The organism is Streptomyces taklimakanensis, from assembly GCF_009709575.1.
Taxonomy (GTDB): domain Bacteria; phylum Actinomycetota; class Actinomycetes; order Streptomycetales; family Streptomycetaceae; genus Streptomyces; species Streptomyces taklimakanensis.
This window is the reverse complement of record NZ_WIXO01000001.1, coordinates 2832869-2852511: the sequence shown is the minus strand read 5'-3', so window position 1 is coordinate 2852511 and position 19643 is coordinate 2832869. Positions and strand designations below refer to the sequence as shown.

17 protein-coding genes are annotated in these 19643 nt (G+C 74.2%); 6 read left to right on the top strand and 11 right to left on the bottom strand.

The window, feature by feature from the left end; translation table 11 throughout:
- Window positions 1-77: 77 nt before the first annotated feature.
- Together F0L17_RS12395 and metG are read right to left on the bottom strand one after the other, a co-directional pair.
- A complete protein-coding gene (locus F0L17_RS12395; RefSeq protein WP_155071119.1) occupies window positions 78-611 on the bottom strand; it encodes a hypothetical protein in 534 nt (177 codons plus the stop codon).
- 247 nt (window positions 612-858) lie between these two features.
- Complete coding sequence (gene metG / locus F0L17_RS12390; protein ID WP_155071118.1) at window positions 859-2475, bottom strand: methionine--tRNA ligase; 1617 nt, start codon at window positions 2473-2475, stop codon at window positions 859-861.
- 199 nt (window positions 2476-2674) lie between these two features.
- Between metG and F0L17_RS12385 the strand changes: the two genes are divergently transcribed.
- Window positions 2675-4753 (top strand): PhoX family protein, encoded by a 2079-nt coding sequence (locus tag F0L17_RS12385; protein WP_155071117.1) that lies wholly within the window; start codon window positions 2675-2677, stop codon window positions 4751-4753.
- 231 nt (window positions 4754-4984) lie between these two features.
- Window positions 4985-5248 carry a GlsB/YeaQ/YmgE family stress response membrane protein gene (locus F0L17_RS12380; RefSeq protein WP_155071116.1) on the top strand — a complete coding sequence of 88 codons (264 nt, stop codon included), beginning with the start codon at window positions 4985-4987 and terminating at the stop codon, window positions 5246-5248.
- Window positions 5249-5561: 313 nt separating this feature from the next.
- Here F0L17_RS12380 and F0L17_RS12375 read toward each other — a convergent pair whose 3' ends face one another.
- From F0L17_RS12375 to F0L17_RS12360, 4 genes are all read right to left on the bottom strand, one after another.
- Window positions 5562-5783, bottom strand: a complete 222-nt coding sequence (locus F0L17_RS12375) for a hypothetical protein (RefSeq protein ID WP_162465598.1) — start codon at window positions 5781-5783, stop codon at window positions 5562-5564.
- Between the two features lie 175 nt (window positions 5784-5958).
- Window positions 5959-6522, bottom strand: coding sequence for a dihydrofolate reductase family protein (locus F0L17_RS12370; RefSeq protein ID WP_162466111.1), 564 nt, complete (start codon window positions 6520-6522; stop codon window positions 5959-5961).
- Window positions 6523-6700: 178 nt separating this feature from the next.
- Complete coding sequence (locus F0L17_RS12365) at window positions 6701-7402, bottom strand: permease prefix domain 1-containing protein (protein ID WP_155071115.1); 702 nt, start codon at window positions 7400-7402, stop codon at window positions 6701-6703.
- Window positions 7399-7743, bottom strand: coding sequence for a helix-turn-helix transcriptional regulator (locus F0L17_RS12360; RefSeq protein ID WP_155071114.1), 345 nt, complete (start codon window positions 7741-7743; stop codon window positions 7399-7401). Before F0L17_RS12360 ends, F0L17_RS12365 begins: the two co-directional genes overlap by 4 nt.
- Before the next feature lie 82 nt (window positions 7744-7825).
- On the opposite strand from F0L17_RS12360, the gene F0L17_RS12355 reads away from it, so the two are divergent.
- From F0L17_RS12355 to F0L17_RS12345, 4 genes are all read left to right on the top strand, one after another.
- Window positions 7826-8302 carry a hypothetical protein gene (locus F0L17_RS12355; RefSeq protein WP_155071113.1) on the top strand — a complete coding sequence of 159 codons (477 nt, stop codon included), beginning with the start codon at window positions 7826-7828 and terminating at the stop codon, window positions 8300-8302.
- Window positions 8299-8577 (top strand): DUF3817 domain-containing protein, encoded by a 279-nt coding sequence (locus tag F0L17_RS12350; RefSeq protein WP_338018061.1) that lies wholly within the window; start codon window positions 8299-8301, stop codon window positions 8575-8577. Before F0L17_RS12355 ends, F0L17_RS12350 begins: the two co-directional genes overlap by 4 nt.
- 192 nt (window positions 8578-8769) lie before the next feature.
- Window positions 8770-9180 carry a hypothetical protein gene (locus F0L17_RS26820; protein ID WP_162466110.1) on the top strand — a complete coding sequence of 137 codons (411 nt, stop codon included), beginning with the start codon at window positions 8770-8772 and terminating at the stop codon, window positions 9178-9180.
- 5 nt (window positions 9181-9185) lie between these two features.
- A complete protein-coding gene (locus F0L17_RS12345; RefSeq protein ID WP_162466109.1) occupies window positions 9186-11408 on the top strand; it encodes a caspase, EACC1-associated type in 2223 nt (740 codons plus the stop codon).
- A 22-nt stretch (window positions 11409-11430) separates the two neighbouring features.
- On the opposite strand, the gene F0L17_RS12340 is transcribed toward F0L17_RS12345, so the two are convergent.
- From F0L17_RS12340 to F0L17_RS12320, 5 genes are read right to left on the bottom strand one after another with little or no spacing between them, the layout of a single operon-like run.
- Window positions 11431-12795, bottom strand: a complete 1365-nt coding sequence (locus tag F0L17_RS12340; protein ID WP_155071111.1) for a glutamine synthetase family protein — start codon at window positions 12793-12795, stop codon at window positions 11431-11433.
- On the bottom strand, window positions 12792-14678 hold the full coding sequence (locus tag F0L17_RS12335; protein ID WP_155071110.1) for an IucA/IucC family protein: 1887 nt from the start codon (window positions 14676-14678) through the stop codon (window positions 12792-12794). Before F0L17_RS12335 ends, F0L17_RS12340 begins: the two co-directional genes overlap by 4 nt.
- Window positions 14675-16180, bottom strand: a complete 1506-nt coding sequence (locus F0L17_RS12330; RefSeq protein WP_338018060.1) for a lysine N(6)-hydroxylase/L-ornithine N(5)-oxygenase family protein — start codon at window positions 16178-16180, stop codon at window positions 14675-14677. The genes F0L17_RS12335 and F0L17_RS12330 overlap by 4 nt, the downstream gene beginning before the upstream one ends.
- On the bottom strand, window positions 16177-17997 hold the full coding sequence (locus F0L17_RS12325; protein WP_155071109.1) for an IucA/IucC family protein: 1821 nt from the start codon (window positions 17995-17997) through the stop codon (window positions 16177-16179). The genes F0L17_RS12330 and F0L17_RS12325 overlap by 4 nt, the downstream gene beginning before the upstream one ends.
- Window positions 17994-19532 carry a pyridoxal phosphate-dependent decarboxylase family protein gene (locus F0L17_RS12320; RefSeq protein ID WP_202917967.1) on the bottom strand — a complete coding sequence of 513 codons (1539 nt, stop codon included), beginning with the start codon at window positions 19530-19532 and terminating at the stop codon, window positions 17994-17996. The genes F0L17_RS12325 and F0L17_RS12320 overlap by 4 nt, the downstream gene beginning before the upstream one ends.
- Between the last annotated feature and the right edge of the window lie 111 nt (window positions 19533-19643).

Sequence of the window (19643 nt, the reverse complement as noted above, 5' to 3'; positions counted from 1 at the left end):
CCGCCCGAATACGGAAAAACATCGGTGATCGCCATTGTCGACGGTGCGGGGCCGTGCCGCCACGCGAGCCCGGCCCCTCACCGCCGGCCCACGGAGGTGTCGACGGCGGTGGCCACGAGGTACAGCTCCTCCTCCCAGTCGGCGAGGAGGTCGGCCTCCCACTCCACGCCGAGGTCGTCCGCCACCTCCCGGGCCGCGAACCCCTCCCGCACCGTGCCGGTCACCCGCACGGTGCTCCCCTCCCGCGCCTGGTGCGGATCGGCGGAGACGACCAGCAGGTTCCGGCGGTCGCCGAGGTTGTCGCCGTCGTCCTCGCCCGCGTCGGCGACGGTGAAGGCGTGTTCGTCGACGACCTCGCCGACATCGGCCCGGAGGGTGATCCGCTTGCCCACCCAGGTGTCGACGTCGTTCCAGAACTCGCCCTCCGCCAGATCCCCGTACACGAAGTCGTAGTCCTCGCCGCCCGCACGCGTCTCCTCGACGTGCACGGACGCCTCGGGGGCGGGCTCCTCGTCGTCGCCGCAGCCCGCCAGGCACACGGCGCCGAGCACGAGGGCGAACGGCAGGGCGGCGACCCTGCGGGGCCGGCGGCACTTCGCGGTGGAGCGCATGTCCTGTGGTCCTCTCACGGCGCGGGCGGCCCGGGAGGCGGTCGGAAGACCGACGCCGAGGCCGGGAAACGAACAGAAAAGAGCATTCCGGCTACGGCGGCGGCGCGTGCCGCACACGCCACGTCCGTCCACCGGGCAGCGGGCGGCTTCACCCGGGTGCGGGATCGGCGGGCTCACAACGGCGACCGGCCCCCGGCCGTCCCGTCAAAGCGAGGACGTGGCCGGGGGCCGGTGGAGAGCGCGGGTCTCAGGCGGTTTTCGGCTCCTCCAGGCGCGGGAAGAGCACCGCGCCCTTGGTCACCCGGGTGCCGGCCGGGAGCAGACCCCAGGCGCCGGCGTCCTGGACGCGCTGGTCGGCCAGGGCGCCCAGCGGGGCTTCCGCGCCCAGGGAGTCCCACAGCAGGCCGGAGGTGCGCGGCATCACCGGGTTGAGCAGCACCGCGCAGGCGCGCAGCGACTCGGCGGCGGTGTAGAGGATCGTCGCCAGGCGCTCCTGGGCCTCGGGGGAGGTGTCCTTGGCGACCTTCCACGGCTCCTGCTCGGTGAGGTAGCCGTTGACCAGCTTGACGAAGTCGAAGATCGCCGCGATGCCGCCGGCGAAGTCCAGCTCGTCGCCGATCCGCCGGTCGGCCTCGGCGACGGCCTCGGCCAGACCCTCCTTGATCGGCTGCTCGGCCTCGCCCTCCGCCTTCGACTCCGGCAGCAGCCCGTCGAAGTACTTGTTCACCATGGCCGCCACGCGCGAGGCGAGGTTGCCGTAGTCGTTGGCCAGCTCGCTGGTGTAGCGGGCGGAGAAGTCCTCCCAGGAGAACGAGCCGTCCTGGCCGAAGGCGATGGCGCGCAGGAAGTACCAGCGGTACGCGTCCACGCCGAAGTGCTCGGTGAGCTGCTGCGGCGAGATGCCCGTCAGGTTGGACTTGCTCATCTTCTCGCCGCCGACCATCAGCCAGCCGTTGGCGGCGACCTTCCCGGGCAGCGGCAGGCCCTGCGCCATCAGCATCGCGGGCCAGATCACCGCGTGGAAGCGCAGGATGTCCTTGCCGACGAGGTGGACGTCGGCCGGGAAGGTCCGCTCGAACTTCTCCTGGTCGGCGCCGTAGCCGACGGCGGTGGCGTAGTTCAGCAGGGCGTCGATCCACACGTAGATGACGTGCTTGTCGTCCCAGGGGATCTTCACGCCCCAGTCGAAGGTGGAGCGGGAGATCGACAGGTCCTCCAGGCCCTGGCGGACGATGTTCACGACCTCGTTGCGCGCCGACTCGGGCTGGATGAACTCGGGGTGCCTCTCGTAGTGCTCCAGCAGCTTCGGCCCGTACTCGGAGAGCTTGAAGAAGTAGTTCTCCTCCTTGAGCATCTCCACGGGCTTCTTGTGGATCGGGCACAGCTTCTCGCCCGCGAAGTCACCCTCCCCCTCCAGCAGGTCGCCGGGGGACTTGTACTCCTCGCAGCCCACGCAGTACGGGCCCTCGTACTCGCCCTTGTAGATCTCGCCCTTGTCGTACAAGTCCTGGACGAACTCCCGGACGCGGGCGGTGTGCCGCTCCTGCGTGGTGCGGATGAAGTCGTCGTTGGCGATCTCCAGGTGTTCCCAGAGGGGCTTCCAGGCCTCCTCCACGAGCCTGTCGCACCACTCCTGCGGGGAGACCCCGTTGGCGTCGGCGGTGCGCATGATCTTCTGACCGTGCTCGTCCGTGCCGGTGAGGTACCACACCTTCTCGCCGCGCTGGCGGTGCCAGCGCGTGAGCACGTCGCCTGCGACGGTCGTGTAGGCGTGGCCCAGGTGCGGAGCGTCGTTGACGTAGTAGATGGGGGTCGTGACGTAGAACGCCTTGGACCCCTGCTGCTCTTTTCCAGTGGCCGCCATGGGGAAATCCTAACGGTCCGGGCCCGCCCGCCGGCCCTGACCGAGCGCGTCCGGCCGGACCCGACCCGTGAGAATGGTTGAGGGCTTCAACCATTCTCACGGGTCGGGTTAAACCGGTGTTCACCGTGTGGTCGCCCGCCGTCGCATCCGCACGCATACCGTCCTCACCTGCACGAACACGGAACATCCGGAGGGGACCATGCGCAAGCTGCTGCCGTTGATCGGTTCGCACCCTGGCGGGAGATCCGCCCTGACCTGCCGCTACCGCTGCGGCGACGCCTGCTTCCACGAGGTGCCCAACACCAGCGGCAACGAGTACGTCGGCGACCTCATAGCCGGTGCCCTCTCCCGGCGTTCGATGCTGCGCGCCGGCGCCGTCGTCGGCGCCGCCGCCGCGGCCGCCGCGGCCGGGCTCGGCCAGGCGCCCGGAGCCGGTGCCGCCCCCGCCGCCGCGGCGGGGAAGGGCTGGGAGAAGAGCAAGCCCCTCGACGGCGCCCGCGGCCTGCGGTTCGCGCCCGTCGCCCCGAACACCGCCGACAAGGTCACCGTGCCCGCCGGCTACGACCAGAACATCGTCATCCGCTGGGGCGACCCGATCCTGCGCGGCGCCCCCGCCTTCGACCCGGAGAAGCAGAGCGCCAAGGCGCAGGCCGGGCAGTTCGGCTACAACAACGACTTCCTCGTCCTGATGCCGCTGAAGGGCGAGCGGGGCCGCCAGGTCCTCTTCGCCAACCACGAGTACACCGACGAGAACCTGATGTTCCCCGGGTACGACCCGGACAACCCCACCCGCGAGCAGGTCGAGATCGCCTGGGCCGCGCACGGGCTCTCCGTCGTCGTGGTCGAGGAGGACCGCCGCACGGGACGGCTCGGGGCCGTTCCCCGCCACCACCTCAACCGCCGCTTCACCGCGACCACCGAGTTCCGCCTCACCGGCCCGGCCGCGGGCAGCGACCTGCTGAAGACCTCCGCCGACCCCACCGGCACGAAGGTGCTGGGCACCCTCAACAACTGCGCGGGCGGCTCCACCCCCTGGGGCACGGCCCTGTCCGCCGAGGAGAACTTCAACCAGTACTTCGCCAACGCCGCCTCCGTCACCGACGCCGACACCAAGGCGAAGCTGGCCCGCTACGGCATGACCGGCGGCGCCACCGAGCGCAAGTGGGAGCGGTTCGACGACCGCTTCGACCTCGCCAAGGAGCCCAACGAGGCCAACCGCTTCGGCTGGATCGTCGAGGTCGACCCGTACGACCCCGACTCCACCCCGCGCAAGCGCACCGCGCTCGGCCGCTTCAAGCACGAGGCCGCCCAGCCGCGGCTGACCGCCGACGGCCGCCCGGTCGTCTACATGGGCGACGACGAGCGCTTCGACTACCTGTACAAGTTCGTCTCGGCCAAGTCGATGATGAAGGGCGACAGCCGGCGCGCCCGCGAGCACAACCTCACGCTGCTGGACGAGGGCACCCTCTACGTCGCCAAGCTGACCGGCGACAGCCCGGCCGACCGGATCGACGGCAGCGGAAAGCTCCCGAACGACGGCGAGTTCGACGGCTCCGGCGTGTGGATCCCGCTGGCCACCGGCAACACCTCGCACGTCCCCGGCATGACGGCCGAGGAGGTCTACGTCCACACCCGGATCGCCGCCGACAAGGTGGGCGCCACCAAGATGGACCGGCCCGAGGACGTCGAGCCCAGCCCGCGCACCGGCCGCGTCTACGTCGCGCTGACCAACAACTCCCAGCGCGGCACGGCCGGCAAGCCCGGCGCGGACGAGGCCAACCCGCGCAACGCCAACAAGCACGGCCACGTGCTGGAACTGGCCGAGCACTGGGACGACCCGGCGGCCGACGGCTTCGCCTGGCGGCTGTTCCTGGTCTGCGGCGACCCGGAGGACCCCGCCACCTACTTCGGCGGCTTCCCCAAGGACCAGGTCAGCCCGATCTCCTGCCCGGACAACCTCACCTTCGACGACTACGGCAACCTGTGGATCTCCACCGACGGCAACGCGCTGGGCTCGCACGACGGCCTCTTCGGCGTCGCCACGGCGGGTGAACGGCGCGGTGAGGTGCGGCAGTTCCTGACGGTGCCCGCCGGTGCGGAGACCTGCGGCCCGATCGTGCAGGACCGCCGCGTCCTCGTCGCCGTCCAGCACCCGGGCGAGAAGGACGGCGCCACCTACGAGAAGCCGGCCTCGTCCTGGCCCGACGGGCCGGGCAAGGTCGTCCGCCCGTCGGTCGTGGCCGTCTGGCGGAAGAACGGCCGGAACATCGGCGTCTGATCCGCGTCCCCTTCCCGCCCGACCTCCCCGTTCGACCCTCCCGTCCGACCTTCCCGTTCGACACGGTGCGCCGCCCCGGTGGGGCGGCGCACCCGCGTTTCCACCGGCCGGCCGTCGGACGCCGGGTGCCGTAACGCGCGTCGGTCGGTGCCCTCTTGACATGTTCTCCGTGTGCCTCTCCGCGAAGAGGGAAGGAGGAACCGCAAGGAAACGACCCGAAAAGGTGAAGTCATGGAGATTACCGGCATTCTCACCGCGATCGTCGTGGGTATCGTCATCGGCGTCCTGGGGCGCCTGGTGCTTCCCGGCCGTCAGCGCATCGGCTTCCTGTGGACGATCGTGGTCGGTATCGCCGCGGCCCTGATCGGTACGTTCGTCGCGGCGGGGCTCGGCGTCGCCAGTACGAACGGCATCGACTGGATACAGATCCTGATCCAGGTCGTGCTGGCCGCGGTGGGCATCGCGGCCCTGGAGCGCGCCAAGGTCCGCGCCTGAGGGACGCCGTGGGCGTGTCGTAGAGGTCTCCGACCGCCGACGCGGCGGTTCCCAGCGATCTTTCGCCGTCCGGGCGGTCCCCTCCGCCCGGACGGCGACGGCCCGGCGGGGAGAAGCGGCTGGAGAAGCCGCCTCCCCGCCGGGCCTCGGGCCGTTCCGGGACGGACCCGCCCCGTCCCGGAACGGCCGGGGAGCCGGGGCGGTGCCTGCCCCGGCTCCGCCGCCTCCGGCGCGACGGTCCCGACCGACTCCGTCCGAACCCGTCGGGCGGGACCGGCTCCCTCGCGCCGGAGCCGGTGTCCGGCGCGCCGCCTCAGCCGGTGTGGTGGTCGCGCTGGAAGAGCGCCGCGTGCTCCAACACGTCCTCCAGGGGGTCGTCGATCTGACCGGTGGAGATCAGCGCGATGTTCGGCCCGTTGTGCGAGCCGTGGTGGGTCTCGTCGGCCCATGCCGCCCCGCCGCCCGCCAGGACCGCGCCCGCCACGGCCACCGCCACCGCGCCCGTCCGCACCAGGGCCCGTCCCCTCGTGTTCATCGTGCTTCCCTCCTCGCCGGTCGTGGACGGGCGATCGCCGTCCGCCGTGCATATCTGCCGGTGAGCGGAAAAGTTACGAACGGATGTGAGGGTCGGTCGGCGCACGCGCCCGCGATCCGCGCGCGTGCCGGCTCCCGCGCTCGGGCGCGCGCCCGAGCGCCGTCGGGCACCCGGCTCAGGAGCGCCGCGGCTCGTAGTGCAGGGCGACGATCCCGCAGTCGAACGGCCGGGCGTCGACCAGGCGGAACCCGTGGTGGGCGCCGGTGTCGGGGAACACGGGCAGCCCGGAGCCGAGCGCGGTCGGATTGACGAACAGATGGAGCTCGTCCAGCAGCTTCCCGGCGATCAGGTTCGAGACGAGCGTGCTGCCGCCGTAGGTGATGATGTCCCCGCCCGGCTGGGCCTTGAGCTTGCGCACGGTCTCGGCGAGGTCGCCGCCGGCTACGGTGGCGTTCTCCCAGGGCGACTCGGCCAGGGAGTCGGAGACGACGACCTTGGGCGTGTTGTTCATGAAGTCGATGGACGCCTGGTCCTCGCCCTCGGGCCCGGCCGCCCAGGCCGGGATGAACCCCTCGGCGAGCCTGCGCCCCAGCACGATGCAGTCCACCGACCGGGTGAGCGCGTCGACGTGGGCGTTGAGGTCGTCGCTCCACGGGACCGTCATCCAGTCCATCTCGCCGTTCGGACCGGCCATGTATCCGTCGATGCCGACCTGGACCTGGAGCTTGAACTTCCGCACGGATCGCGTCCCTTCGGGATGGAGGCGGTACCGGGCGCCCGGCGGACGCCCGCGGTGGCGCGGCGGCCGGGACCCGGCCGGCCCGGCTCCGCACGGAGGAAAGCTAGCGGGCGGCACTGACAGGGGAGCGCCGGAGCGACGGCCGGTGCGGTGTGTCGCGCCGGCCGCCGCCGGACCGTCAGGCGCGGGCGCACGCCCGGCAGGCGCGGGACGAGACCGCCACCGCCGCGTGGGACACGGCGGTGAGCACGCCGGCGAGCGCGACCGGTGGCCAGTGCGTGGCCAGGGGAGAGCTCACGGCGAGGGCGAGCGTGGCGAGCGCCAGGGACGCGCCGGCGGCGGTGCCGGTCCACGCGGCGGCCAGGGGCAACCGACGCGGCGTGGGCAGCCGGCGGGCGAGGGGCCCGGTGGCCGCCAGTACCGCCAGGGCGAACAGCGCGGTGACGATCGCGACGCCCGCGAAGGACACGACCGGCACCTGGACGGCGCGTGGCGGATGGTGGCCGGATCCGTGGGCGAGGGCCACCAGGTACCAGCAGACGGCCGGAAGCGGCGCGGTCAGGAGCACGGTCCGAGCGGTGTGCCGGGCCTGGGCGACGGTCAACTCCCGCCGACAGGCCGGCGCCAGCTCCGCCACGGTGCCGAACTCGCGCACGGCCGACGCCAGGGCCCGGTCGCGGGGCACGCCCCCGTCGACGTGCGCCTCCACCGTGTCCGCGAGGCCGGCGCGGATCTCCGCCACCAGCCGCTCCCTGGCGCGGGCCGGTCCGTGCAGGGCGGAGGCCAGGGCCCGGGCGTACTCCTCGACCGAGCCGTACTGTTCGGCGGCCTCGTGTTCGGCGGCCTCGACGCGCCCCGTCGGTCGGTCGGCGGCGCTCATACGGCGTGCCCCGGACGCGCGGGGGGCTCCAGGACGGCGCCGATGGCCGCGGTGAACTCCCGCCAGGCCGCCCGCTCGTCGGCCAGGGTCCGGCGTCCGGCGTCGGTGAGTTCGTAGCGGCGCCGCCGCCGCTCGCCGACGGAGTCCCAGTCGCTGCGGAGCAGCCCGAGCCGCTCCAACCGGTTGAGCGCGGGATAGACCGTGCCCGTGCGCAGCTCCAGCGCGCCGGCGCTGCGCCGCTGCACGGCCGTGATGATCGCGTAGCCGTGCAACGGCCCCGGTTCGAGCACGGCCAGCAGCAGTCCGTCCAGATGTCCCCGCACCGCGTCCGCCTTCTTCATGGGTGGGCAGCCTACCCAGAACTAAGTAGGCGTGCTATCTATTGGCAGCCAATGTATTCGTCATCGGTACGGAGGGCCCGAGATGGCCAAGCTGCTGTTGTCCGTGCACGTCCTCGCCGCGATCCTGGTGGTCGGCCCGATCGCCGTGGCCGCCTCGCTCTTCCCGCGCTACGCCCGACAGGCGGCCTCCGGGGGCGGGGGACCGCAGGGGCGGGACGCTGGGGCCGTCGCCGTCCTGCACCGGATCTGCCGCGGCTACGCCGTCGTCGGCGTCGCCGTTCCGGTCTTCGGTGTCGCCACGGGCGCGCGGCTCGGCGTCCTCACCGACGCCTGGCTGGTCGCGTCGATGGTCCTGACGGCGGTCGCCGCGGCCCTGCTGGTCCTGGCGATCGTGCCCGGCCAGCGGCGGATGCTCGAAACGGCGGGCGGCCCGGACGGAAGCGGGGGGACGCGGTCGGCGGCGGCCCGACTGGCCATGCTCACCGGCGTCTTCAACCTGCTGTGGGCGGTCGTCGTCGTGCTGATGATCGTCCGCCCCGGATCCACCACGGGAGCGTGACCGGCGTGCGCGCCCTGCGGATCGCCGCCGGCGCCGAGGCGGTCTCCCTGGCCCTCCTGACGGCCAACCTCCTCACCATGCACGCCGAGGCGGTCACCTCGCTCGTCGGTCCACTGCACGGCACCGCCTACCTCGCCACCGTCGTGGCCGCCCGGCAGGCCACGACCGCCGCCGACACCAGCGCGCGGTGGTACGCCCTGGTGCCCGGCGTCGGCGGACCGCTCGCCCTGCGCCGCGTCGAACGGACGCCCACACCCACCGCCCGGCGGGAATGAGGCGCCGGACACCCGGCGACCCCCGACCGCCGCCCGCGTGTCCGCCGGGCGCCGCCGGTTCCGGTTCCGGTTCCGAAACGGCGGTTTCGCGCCGGTGGCGAGCCGGGGAAGTCTACTGTCGGCGGAACACGGCCGACGGCGGGACGTCCACGCGTCCGCGTGCGCCGGGCCGTGCCCGGAGGGGGGATCGGAATGGAAACTCGAGTGCTGCTCCGGCTGCGCGGAGCGGACGACGACGCGGAGCGCCTGGAGCTGGCGACCTCGGCGTTACGCGAGGAACTGCTGGAACTCGACGTCGAACGGGTCGACGCGGTGAGCGCGGGCCCGGCTCCGGACGGGAGCCGGGCGCTGGACGTGGCGGAGATCGGCGGCCTGCTGGTGACCGTCGCCCAGGCGCCCGTGGCCCTGCACGAACTGGTGACGGCGGTCCGGCACTGGCTGGCCAGGAGCACGGACTTTGGCGCCGGCGACCGTACCGCCGAGCTGACGATCGACGGCGACACCCTGAAGGTCACCGGCGTCTCGGCCGAGACCCAGGACCGGATCGTCGACGCGTGGCTCCGGGCCCACGCCCCCACCCCCTCCGAGCCGGGGAGGGGCTGATCGCGGTGGCGGGACGCCATGCCCTGATCGTGGCCAACGACGTCTACGAACACGAGGGGCTCAGCCGCCTGGCGGCCCCGGCCCACGACGCCCGTGCCCTTCAGTCCGTGCTGGCCGACCCGCAGATCGGCCGGTTCCGGGTCACGGTGGTCCACAACCGGCCCGCCCACGTCGTCCGACGGGAGATCGCGAACTTCTTCGCCGACCGCAAGCCCGACGACTTCCTGCTGCTCCACTTCTCCTGCCACGGTCTGAAGGGCGCGTCCGGCGCGCTGTACTTCGCCGGTTCCGACACCGTGCCGACCCGGCTGTCCGCGACGGCGGTCTCCGCCCGCTTCGTCGACCAGGAGATGACCGAGAGCCGCGCCCGGCGGATCGCCCTCTTCCTCGACTGCTGCTACGGCGGGGCCTTCTCGCGCGGCGTACGGGCCCGCTCGGCGGACGCGATCGACGGGGAGAGCGCCTTCCCCGCGGCGGCCTCCGGGGCCGACGGCGCCGGTGACGGCCGGGGCCGGATGGTCATCACGGCCTCCGGCGCCACGGAGTACGCCTTCGAGGACGACAGGCTGGCCCGAACGGACCGGCAGGGGCCGTCGGTCTTCACCGGCGCGCTCGTCCACGGACTGCGCACCGGCGAGGCGGACACCGGCGGGGACGGTCTGGTCGACCTGGACGAGCTGTACGACTACGTCTACGCGCGGGTGCGCGCCACCACCAGGCACCAGACCCCGCAGAAGTGGGTGGACGCCTCCGGCAAGCTGGTCGTCGGCTGGGTGCCGCTGTCCGCACGGCTGAAGGGCACCCCCCTCCCCGACGACCTGGTCGCCCGGACGGGCGGGCAGGCGCCCGCCGACCGGCTGGCGGGGGTGCGGGAGCTGCGGCGGATCCTGCTCGACGACGACGTCGAACGGGCGGTCGGCGCCATGGACCTGCTGCACCGGCTGACCGAGGACGACAGCAAGGAGGTGTCCGCGGCCGCGACCGCCGCCCTGGAGGAGGCACAGCTCAAGGCCGTCCCCGACCGGGTCGAACTGGGAACGGCGCCGGACGACGGAGCCGGCGGGGCGTCGGCCGCCGGGCCGCCGGCCACGCGCACGGTACGGCTGGTGGGCTCGCCCCTGGCGCGCGTCTTCCAGGCCGGCACCACGTCGAGTTGGATCACCGTGGAGCACAGCGAGCCCTTCGACCCGTCGGGCGGGTGGGTCAGGATCGGCGTCGACTCCGGGGCGCTGCCGGAGCACTCCGGTCCGCTGCGCGGTTCGGTCGGCATCGTCAACCGGCTGGGCGAGTTCGAGATACCCGTCACCGCGCCGGCGCGCGGACCGCTGTGGCCCCGGGCGGCCGGTGTCACCCTCCCCCGGCCCGGCTGGCTCCTGGACCGGAGGGTGCTCCTGGGCCTCGCCGCCGTGACCGTCGGGACCTGGCCGTTCTCCGAGGTGTCCACCCTGACCGGGGCGAACCTCGTCGGCGCGGGCTTCTTCCTGCTGCGCTCGGCGCTGCTCCTGGTCGGGGTCCTCCTGCTGGACCGGCCCGGGACGAAGGGGGCGGTGGGCCGGGGCCTGGTCGCCGCGAGCACCGTCTACCACCTCGCCGACGGACTGTCCCTGCTGGCCGCCCACTCCGACGTGTACGCGCTGCTGGGCCTGTCGGCCACCGTGCTGCTCCTGGCCGGACTGGCGCTGCGGCTGTGGCCGCACCGCGCGGCCCTGGGCCGGTTGAGACCGACGGAACTCGTCGGGAACCGGCTGGTGTACATCGTCTCGGCGGCGTTGGCGGGCCGGTTCCTCATGCTGTTCGTGGCGCTGCCGGAGACGGGCGTGACGACGGTGGACGCGATCGGGCTGCCCGCGGCCCTCTGCGCCGTCCTCCCGATGGGTCTGCTCTGCGTCGCCGCGGCGTCGGCCGAGCTCCGCGACGCGCTCCCGCGCGTCTTCGTCGTCGCGGCCGTCGCCGCCTACTACGGCCCCGAGCTGTACTTCCTCCTGGGCTCCCTGTTCGCCGGGGAGTACGTCTACGTGGGCAACGCCCTGGTCTCCCGGTACCCGGCCCCCGGGTACATCCTCGTCCAGGCCGCCTTCGCCGCGGTGCTCGCCCTGGCCACGGCCGTACCGCTGTGGCGCGGCGGGACGTCGCCGTCGAAGGCTCCGGTGCCTCCGAACGTCCCGCCGCCACCGCCGACTCCGCCGGCTTCACCGCCGACTCCGCCGAGTCCGCCGCGCTCCTCGTAGCGCGGGGACGCCGGGGCGGGCGTCAGAGCCGCTCGAAGCCGCGCATCCGCTCCCAGTCCGTGACCGCGCTCTCGAAGGCCGCCAACTCCGCGCGGGCGGCGCGGGCGTAGTGGGTGACGACCTCCTCGCCGAAGATCTTCGCCGCGATCCCGCTGCCCTCCCAACGGCTCAGCGCCTCGGCGAGGGTGGCGGGCAGGCGCGGCACGGAGTCGTCGGCCAGGGCGTTGCCGGTGTACGGCGCGGGAAGGGGGAGGCGGTTGTCGATGCCGTACAGCCCGGCGGCGACGACGGCGGCCACGGCCAGGTACGGGTTGGCGTCGCCGCCCGGGACGCGGTGTTCGATGCGCAGCGACGGTCCCGAGCCCACCACCCGTATCGGACAGGTGCGGTTGTCGCGCCCCCAGGCGATGCCCGTCGGGGCGAACGCGCCGGGCCGGAGGCGCTTGTAGGAGTTGACGTTGGGCGCCATCAGCAGGGTCAGATCGGGCAGGCAGGCGAGCTGCCCGGCCGTGAAGTGCCGCATCGTCTCCGACATGCCGTCGTCGGCGTCCGGGTCGGCCAGGACGGGCGTGCCGTCCCGGCCGCGCAGGGAGAGGTGCACGTGGCAGGAGTTGCCCTCGCCCTCGTCGAACTTCGGCATGAAGGTGAGCGCGGCGCCCTCGGCGGCGGCGATCCGCTTGGCGCCGTCCTTGAACAGGACGTGGTTGTCGCAGGTGGCCATCGCCTCCGCGTAGCGGAAGACGATCTCGTACTGGCCCGGGTGGCACTCCCCGCGGGCCGTCTCCATCTCCAGTCCGGCGCGCGTCATCTCGCGGCGGACGCGACGCACCACGGGCTCCACCTCCTCCAGGCCCTGGAGGGAGTAGTCGGTGTTGTAGCGGGCGGCGGGACGCAGGCCGACGTAGCGGCGCTCCCACGCCTCCCGGTAGGAGGAGGTGAAGACGATGAACTCCAGCTCGGTGCCGGCGTACGCGGTCAGCCCGCGGTCGGCCAGGCGGTCGAGCTGGGTGCGCAGCACGTGCCGCGGGGCGACCGCGACCGGTTCGCCGCCGGGCCAGACGGCGTCGGCGAGGACGAGGGCGGTGCCGTCGTCCCAGGGCAGGCGGGTGCGCAGGGTGGCGGGGTCGGGGCGCAGCACGAAGTCGCCGAACCCGCCGCCCCAGGCGTCGATGGCGTAGCCGGACCCGGTGTCCATCTCCACGTCGGTGGCCAGCAGGTAGACGCAGGCGCCGAAGCCCCGCCGCGCGGCCTCGTCCAGGAAGTGGGGGACGGACAGGCGGCTGCCCATCAGGCGTCCCTGGAGGTCGGGGACGGCGACGACCACCTCCTCCACGCGCCCCGCCTCGGCCTCGGTGCGCAGCGGGGCGTACGGGTCGGTGGCCGTCATGCGGGCTCCTCCGTGGTGGGACGGGCGGCGGGGGCCGCGGTGGTCTCGGTCGCCGCGGTCGCCAGGGGGTTGGGCACGGTGCCGTGGACGACGTCGAACCCCTCGTCGCGTTCGGAGCGGTCGTGGAACGCCCCGCCCAACAGGTGTTCGCGGTTGAGGGCCACCCGGTCGAAGACGGGCGCGAGCAGTCCGAACTCCTCGAACCTGTCGGCCAGTTCGGGGAAGCGGGCGTGGTACCGGTCCACCTCGGCGCGCACCAGCGCCCAGAACTCCCGCTCGGGCACGCCCAGCTGCTCCTCCACCAGGGGGGCGAGGAAGCGGAAGTGACCGGCGAACACGGCGCTCAGCAGCGAGTGCGCCAACTCGTGCGCCGGCCAGCGCAGCAGGACGGCGTCCGCGCGCTCCGACAGCCCGGCGTACTCGGGGCGCCGTCCGGGCAGCAGGTTGACGTCCTCGGCGAAGTCCTTCAGCGCCACGCCCACGGGCACCTCGTCGGCGCCGTGGAGGACGACGGTGTTCTCGCCGTGCGGGCAGTACGCGACGCCGTACCGGTAGAGCTGGTGCAACAGGCCCGGCAGCAGGGCCGCCAGGAAGCGGGCCAGCCAGGCGCGCGGCGCCAGGCCGGAGCGCGCCACCAGTTCGGCCACCAGGGCCCGCCCGTCCGAACCCGTCTTCAACAGGGCGGCCATGGTGCGGGCCCGCTCCCCCTCGCGCAGCACCCCCGTCACCGGCTCGCGCCACACCGCGCCCAACAGCTCGTGGTAGCGGTACGGGGCGTCGTCCACCGACTCGTACAGGGGGTGGTGGACGGCCACGGACGCCACCTCGCCCAGCGGGTGGAAGCGCAGCTCGTCCCGCAGGTACGGGTCGGCGTCGCGGAGCGCGTGGAGCCAGGCGCTGACGTCGGGCGCGGCCTCCGTCGGCGCGGGGGACAGCCCGCGCCACACCAGGGTGTTGCGGATGAGGAGGGGAACCTTGACGTTGCGGCGGTCGGGGCGGTCGAGGTTGGCCAGGGTGCGCACGGACTGCAGGGGACGGTAGCGGTCCGGGCCCTCGCCCAGGGAAACGATTCGTCCGTCGGCGAGGTAGGGGGCGAAGAGGGGGACGACGGCCTCGTCCCAGTGGAAGGGGTGGACCGGCAGCCAGACGTACTCGTCCGGCGCGTGGGGGCCGTGGGCGCAGGCGTCGCCCAGGACGGCGGCGAAGCGCCGGCGCGTGGCGTCGTCCAGCTCCTGTGCGAGGAGGGCCTCGGCGTCCAGGCCGGGGACGCCCGAGTACGAGGCCAGGCCGGTGTGGACGGCGGCCCAGCGCAGCCGGACCTCCCCGGCGGCCTCGGGGGCGTAGGCGGCGGCGTCGGAGGCGGAGAAGCCCAGCCGGCCCTTGTTGAGCACCATGCAGGGGTGGCCGTCCTGGTGGGCCTCCAGCTCCAGGTGGTCCAGGTCGGCGAGGGCGGCGGCGGGCAGATCGCGGGCGATGGTCTCGGCCTGGGCGAGACGGGTGGCGATCAGTTCGCGCAGCGCCTCGGCGGTGGTGGGGCCGTCCCAACCGAGCGTCCGGCGGGCGTCGAGCAGCAGCCGCTCGGGCCCGGCCTCCTCGCCGGGGGCGGGAGCCGGCCGGCGGCGGAGGGTGCCGGGGCGCAGGCGCCAGGTGCCGAAGGCGCCGCGGGCGGCACGGAACGTCCACAGCACGCCGCCGCCCAGCTCCAGCCGGTAGGGGGCGGTGCCGGGGTCGGGGTCGGATTCGGCGTCGGCGGCGGGCTCGGCGGCGGGTTCGGCGGCGGGTTCGGGGACGAGCAGTTCCTCGTACGCGAACTCCTCGACGGCCTTGACCAGCAGTCTGCGCCCCGCCTCCGCCCATGCCTCGCGGGGTATGGACGCGGTCATCGCGGGGCCTCCTCGCTCTGTTCGACCTGTTCGACCTGTTCGACCCGTTCGACCCGTTCGGCCCGTCCGGCCCTCGCGGCGCGCTGTTCGGGCACGCCGAAGGTCGTCCAGGCCGTCCGCCGGGGAACGGGCAGGACGGTGCGGCCCGCGGCGGCGTTGAGGATCGTCGCGGCGCGCCAGGCGCCCAGGGTGAGGTCGGGGGCGCCCACGCCGTGCGTGTGCGCCTCGGCGTTCTGCACGTACAGCGTGCCGGTGACGGACGGGTCGAGACAGACGCGGTAGGAGCCGTCGACGCGGTAGCGGCCCCGCCCGTCCCAGTCGATCAGCTTCTCCAGCGGCTCCAGGAAGGACGGACGCTCGGTCGCGTACCCGGTGGCGGCCACCACCGCCGAGGTGCGCACCTCGAAGTCGGCGCCCTGTTCGGCGTGCCGGCAGGTCAACACGTAGCCGGGGGCACCGTCCGGCCCGTCGTCGGGGCGCGCGGCGATCACCTCCACACCGGGGCGGAGTTCCGCGCGCGGTCGCCCGCCGCCGATCGTCCGCTCGTACAGCTCGTCGTGGATGTCGGCGAGCGTCTCCTCGCTGACGCCCTTGTAGAGCTGCCACTGCGCGCGCACCAGCCGGTCGCGGGTGGCCTCGGGCAGGGAGCGGAAGTAGTCGACGTAGTCGGGCGTGAAGTGCTCCAGGCCGATCTTGGAGTACTCCATGGGCGCGAACGCCGGGGTGCGCGCCAGCCAGCGCACGTACGGGCCGCCGCGCCCCTCGCCGTCCTGGTGCCGCAGCAGGTCCAGCACCACCTCGGCGCCGGACTGCCCCGCCCCGACCACCGTCACGTCGTCGAGCGCGGCCAGGGCGGCGCGGTGGGCGCGGTAGTCGGCGCTGTGCAGCACGCGGTTGACCCGCCGGTCGGCGGGGGCGCCCGTCGGCAGGAGGCGCAGCGGCTCGGGCACCGACGGGACCGTGCCGACGCCCAGGACGACCTGCCGGGCCAGGACGCGCCCTTCGCCCCGCCCGGCCGCCGAGCGGTGCGAGACGGCGAACGCCCCCTCGGCCGCGTCCCACTCCACGGCCGTCACCTCGGCGTCGAAGCGGCACGACGGCAGGTGCTCGGCGACCCAGCGGCAGTAGTGGTCGTACTCGCGGCGCGGGATGTGGAAGCGTTCGGAGAAGAAGAACGGGAACAGCCGCTCGTGCTCGCGCAGGTAGTTCAGGAACGACCAGCGGCTGGTCGGATCGGCCATCGTGACCAGGTCCGCCATGAACGGCACCTGGAGGACCGTCCCCTCCAGCAGCAGACCCGGGTGCCAGGAGAAGGCGGGACCGCGCTCCAGGAACAGCGCGCGCAGCCCCGGTACGCCGTCGCAGAGCGCGGCCAGCGACAGGTTGAACGGGCCGATGCCGACGCCGACGAGGTCGTACACGCCGCCGGAAGCACCGTCCGAAGCACCGCCGGAAGCACCGCCGGACGTCCGGTCGGGGACGGGAGAGGGATGGTCGCTCACCGCTGCACCTCCGCGAGGGGATTGGGAAGATCGACGTAGACGGACTGGGTGTGGACGTCGCCGACCAGCTCGTCGAGCCCGTCCACGCAGGTCAGGAAGTTGCCCTTGCAGCGCAGCACCGGCGCGTCCAGCAGCAGGTCGAGCAGGTCCTTGGCGCCGGGCTCGGTGGCGCGCAGCCGCTCCAGCGCGCCGCGCAGCACCCGCAGCAACTCCTCCTCGTCGGCCAGCCCGTACGCCCCGAAGGCGCCGACCAGGCCCAGGAGGTTGCCCACGCCCAGGTAGTAGGCGACCCGCTCGTCGACGAACGCGTCGTCGAAGACCAGTTCCACCCCCTCGGTCACCCCCGGCAGCAGCCGTTCCGCCTCGCCGGCGCGGGAGGCCGCCAGGTAGTAGCCCTGGCTGTCGCGGTACCAACCGGCGGCCGGCAGCCCGTCGCGGGCCAGGGTGACCAGGGTGTTCTGGTGGTGCGCCTCCAGAGCGACGCCATGGCGGGCCTGGAGCCGGACCAGGGGGACGGCCAGCACCTCCAGGTAGCGGGCCAGCCAGCGCGCGGACGCCTCGGCGACCGTCGTTCCGTGGGCGAGGGCGGCGCGCTCCACCGCCTCGCACAACGCCGCCCGGTGCGCGGGAGGACGACCGTCGCCCGGCCCGGCGCGCTCGGCCAACAACCCGGCCACGCACCGGGCGTCGTCCGCACCGCCCCGGAAGGGGTTGTCGCGGATCGCGACCTCCAGGCCCGTCTCCGGGCCGTCCGGCGAACCGTCGGGGTCCACCGACGCCCAGGCGAAGTCCCGCAGGACGCCGAACTCCGGGTGCTCGGCGCGCAGCCACGCGCCCGGCCCGTCCGGCCCGGCCGCCAGCAGCCGGGCGGCCCGCACCCCCAGCCGCAGCTCCCCGCGCAGGTTGTTGCGGCGTGAGTTGGTGATGCGCATCCCCAGCGACAGCTTGAGCATCGCCGCCGCGTCCGGCCGGTGCACCGTCCGCACCGAGGACGTCGGCCACCAGGGGGGACCGGCCGGCCCCAGCGGGCGCAGCAGCCCCGCCGGCAGCGCGGCGACCTCCGGCCGTCCGGTGACCTCGCGGGCCTGCCAGGGGTGGACGGGCACCGGAACCATCCCGTCGGGTACGTCCGGGCCCCCGGGCTCCGCGGCGAGGGAGCGCAGCAGTTCGGCCACGGGACGGCCGTCGGCGCTCTCGCCGACCACGAGGTCCGGACGCGCGGCGAACCAGTGCAGCGGAAACGAACCCCGCAACTCCGGCGAATAGTCATCCAGTTCGGCGTCGGAGGCACCCTCGCGGCTCTTGGGGGCGGGGTGGAAGGGATGGCCCAGCAGCAGCGCCTGCTCGGCGTCCAGGAACGGCGTCGGGCCCGTCGTGCCGGGCGGTTCCTCCCGGCGCCGGGCGAGGTGGACGGCGGTGCGGCGGGCGGAGTCCAGCACCCGGCCCACCGCGTCGACGCCCGTGTGGGGCGGCCGGCCCCGACCCAACGTGGCCTCCCGCACCAGCACCGACGCCACCAGCGCCGCGTCGGCGGGGAGGCTCCCGCCCCGCTCCGAGGTGACCACGCGGGCCTCGCCGAAGCGGTGCCACCCGGCCGCCGAGCGGTACCGCACCGGCACCCGCAGCGTCGTCCGGCTGACGGGCAGGACCAGGTGCAGCGAGCGTCCGGCGGCCGGGACCTCGGTGCCGGTGTCGCGGACGTAGGCGCGCACCGACCGTTCCGTCGCGGCGGCGTCGGCGGCGCGGTGGACGTCGGGGTGGTCGAGCGGGTCGCCGACGTGCGGTGGCGGGTCCCCGCTCCAGGGCCCCTGGGTCACGGTGTCTCCTCCCCGGTCTCGCCGGTGTGCCTCCCGGCGGCTTCCTCGGCGGCTTCCTCGGCGCGGCCCGCCTCGGCGACGGCGTGCAGCAGGCGTTCGACGTCGGCGGGCGTCGCGTGCGGGTTGAGCAGGGTGAGCTTCAACCGCACCCGACCCGGGCCCGTGCCCGGCAGCTCGGTGCGGCCCACGACCGCCCGCCCCTCGCGCAACAACCCGCGCCGCAGGGCGGCGTTGATCCGGTCCGTCCGTACCGGGTCGTACGGGCCGCGCGCGGGCAGGTAGCGGAAGAGGAAGGCCGTCAGCTCCGGCTCGGAGCACAGCTCCAGCCGGGGGTGGGAGCGCACGGCCTCCGCGCCGGCCCGTGCCAGGTCGTGGCAGGCGTCCACCAGGCGGCCCAGGCCCTCGCGGCCCAGCGTGCGCAGCGTGACGGCGATGGAGAAGGCGTCCGCGCGCCGGGTGGTGCGCAGCGACAGGCCGAGGAGGCTGGGGTAGCCGGCCTCCTCGTCGTCGGGCGGATTGAGGTAGACCGCGCGTCGGGCCAGGGAGGCGTACGTCTCCGCGCGCCGGACGAGGAACACGCCCGCGGCCACCGGCTGCCAACCCAGCTTGTGCCAGTCCAGGGAGACGGAGTCGGCGAGGGCGAGGCCGTCCAGCAGGGGGGCGAGCCGGTCCGACAGCAGCGCGCCGCCGCCGTAGGCCGCGTCCACGTGGAGCCAGGCGCCGTGCTCGGCGGCCAGTTCGGCGCAGGCGCGCAGGGGATCGATCACACCGGTGTCGGTGGTCCCGGCGGTGGCGACGACGGCGACCGGCAGCCCGCCGTCGTCCGCGCACCGGTCGAGGGCCTCGGCCAGGGCGTCCGGGTCCATGCGCAGGTCGCGGTCGACGGCGACGGGTACCACCGCGTCCTCGCCCAGCCCCAGCAGGGCGGCGGCGCGTTGGACGGAGAAGTGCGCGGCGGCGGAGGTGAACACGCGGAGGCGCGGGCCACGGCGAGGCACGCCCGCCAACTCGACCTGGCGCCCCGAGGCGCGCCCCACCACCCGGTCGCGTGCCAGCATCAGCCCCATCAGGTTGGACTCGGTGCCTCCGGAGGTCAGCACCCCGGCGGCCCGTTCGTCGTAGCCCACCAGCTCGGCCATCTCGCCCAGCAGCAGCGTCTCCAGGGTGGTGGCGGCCGGGGCCTGGTCCCAGGAGTCCTGGGAGGGGTTGAGGGCGGAGACGGCCAGGTCGGCGGCGACGGCCACGGCCAGCGGCGGGCAGTGCAGGTGCGCGGCGCACAACGGGTCGGCCGGGTCGGCGCTGCCGTACGCCAGCAGGGACGTCAGCCGGGACAGCGCGCCCTCGCCGCGGGCCGCCGCGTACTCGCCGGCGACATGCTCGGCCAGCGCGTCGGGCGGACCCGCGGGAACGGGGCCGCCGCGCCGCGCAGCCCCGTCGGCGAGGGCGGCGAGCACGGCGCGCACCAGCGGCTCCAACGCCTCGGGGCCGGCCGTGGAACCGGACAGGGCGGTGTTCGGGGCGGACGGGGCGGACAGGGCGGCGTCCGCCCCGGACGGGGCGTCCGGGGCGGCGTTCGTCGACAGCAGGCCGCCGGCGAGCTTCTCCACCACCGTGTCGACGGCGGCGCGCAGCGCCTCGGTACGCGC